Below are 1471 nucleotides of genomic sequence, written 5' to 3'. Positions count from 1 at the left end.
CCAGCGCGGGGATCACCAGCGACTGCAAGCCGGACTCGTGCACCGCCGATGTGCGCTCGATCGCCGATGAGATCACCCAATCCGGACGGACCTGGAAAATGTACGCCGAGGGCATGCCCGCGCCCTGCGCCGCGCATGACTCCCGCCGGTATGCGGTGAAGCATAATCCGTTCATGTATTACCCTGCCGTGACGGACGACGTGGCCTCCTGCTCGGACCATGTTGTTCCGTATGACCGGCTGGGGCAGGACCTGCGGTCGCCGTCGACCCTGCCGGACTACTCTTTCATCAGCCCGGACATGTGCAACGACACCCACGACTGCTCCATCGGCACCGGAGACGACTGGCTCGCCCGCGAAGTGCCCAGGATCCTGGGATCCCCGGCCTTCACGACGCAGAACTCCCTGCTGGTGATCACGTGGGATGAAGGCAGCAAAGACGACAACCGGGTGGCTACGGTTTTTGCCGGCCCGGCAGCGCGGAAGCACTTCACATCCAATGCCGCCTACTCGCACTATTCCTTGCTGCACACCATCGAGGACGTGTGGGGGCTGAGCCCCCTGACCGATGATGTCCGCAATGCGCCGCTCATGGGTGAATTGCTGAACCACTAGCGGTCAGCCTATTCCCGGCCAATACACAGGAACCACTGCCCATAATGGACCCGAAGCTCCGGTCAACCGCTATTTGACCGGAGCTTCGCCACATCCGCCTGCACCGCCGGCGGTGTCCGCCCGGGTGAAGCTAGGGCTTGGCCTCGACGAGGAAGACCAGGGTCTCGGGCAGTACGCCGTCGTAGGCCATCGCCTCGCCCATTACGTCATTTTGCATCGCGGCCATGAGGGCATCCACGTCAGGGACATCCATCATCACTGCGACTTGCGTCGGGTTCTCGGGGTTGACGAACGTACGAATGTTGGTGATCCCCAGTGGGCCGAACACCTCTTCGCGCTTCGGCGAGGCAAGCCAATGATCCTTGTCCTTGACATCGTGGTGGCCGATTATGGTTGGCATGGCGGTCCTCTCGCAGGGGGCCAGCGGTCCGCCGGCCCACTGCTCCGAAAGTTACTCGCCGCCGCATGCCCGGGCAAGTCATTTTTCCAGCCTCATACCGCGCGTCTGTGTGCCTTACGGAGGGCCGCCGCCCTGAACTGGGCGGCCGCCCGTCCCCAGCGCCCGGTTCCCGTGACAATCTCCTCCGATAGGGGCCTTTGGGCACAAGCCCGGCGCGTGCGGGAGTTCCTAAAATGAAGCATGGCCGCCGACGCGATCGAGGTGGAACGCAAGTACAGCCCTTCGGAATCCGACGCCCTCCCGCCACTGGCATCAATCCCAGGGGTAGATCGCGCCGGGCAGCCCGTCAACGAATTGCTGGACGCCGTCTACTTTGATACCAAAGCACTGGCATTGGCCAGGCAACGGATCACCCTGTGCCGGCGGTCAGGCGGGCGGGATGCAGGATGGCATCGCA

2 protein-coding genes and 1 pseudogene are annotated in these 1471 nt (G+C 63.6%); 2 read left to right on the top strand and 1 reads right to left on the bottom strand.

Annotated features, from left to right (window positions below; genetic code table 11):
• Nucleotides 1-614: alkaline phosphatase family protein (locus tag LQV45_RS31900; protein WP_230011457.1), on the top strand; the 614-nt coding region annotated here is incomplete at its 5' end.
• 130 nt (nucleotides 615-744) lie between these two features.
• On the opposite strand, the gene LQV45_RS31895 is transcribed toward LQV45_RS31900, so the two are convergent.
• Nucleotides 745-1014 (bottom strand): hypothetical protein, encoded by a 270-nt coding sequence (locus LQV45_RS31895; protein WP_230011455.1) that lies wholly within the window; start codon nucleotides 1012-1014, stop codon nucleotides 745-747.
• A 240-nt stretch (nucleotides 1015-1254) separates the two neighbouring features.
• Here LQV45_RS31895 and LQV45_RS31890 point away from each other — a divergent pair.
• Nucleotides 1255-1471 (top strand): annotated as a pseudogene (locus LQV45_RS31890) (metal-chelation protein CHAD); the annotation flags it as partial.

The organism is Microbacterium sp. Bi128 (assembly GCF_918698205.1).
The sequence above is the reverse complement of the archived record's forward strand: the minus strand, read 5'-3'. Positions and strand labels throughout refer to the sequence as shown.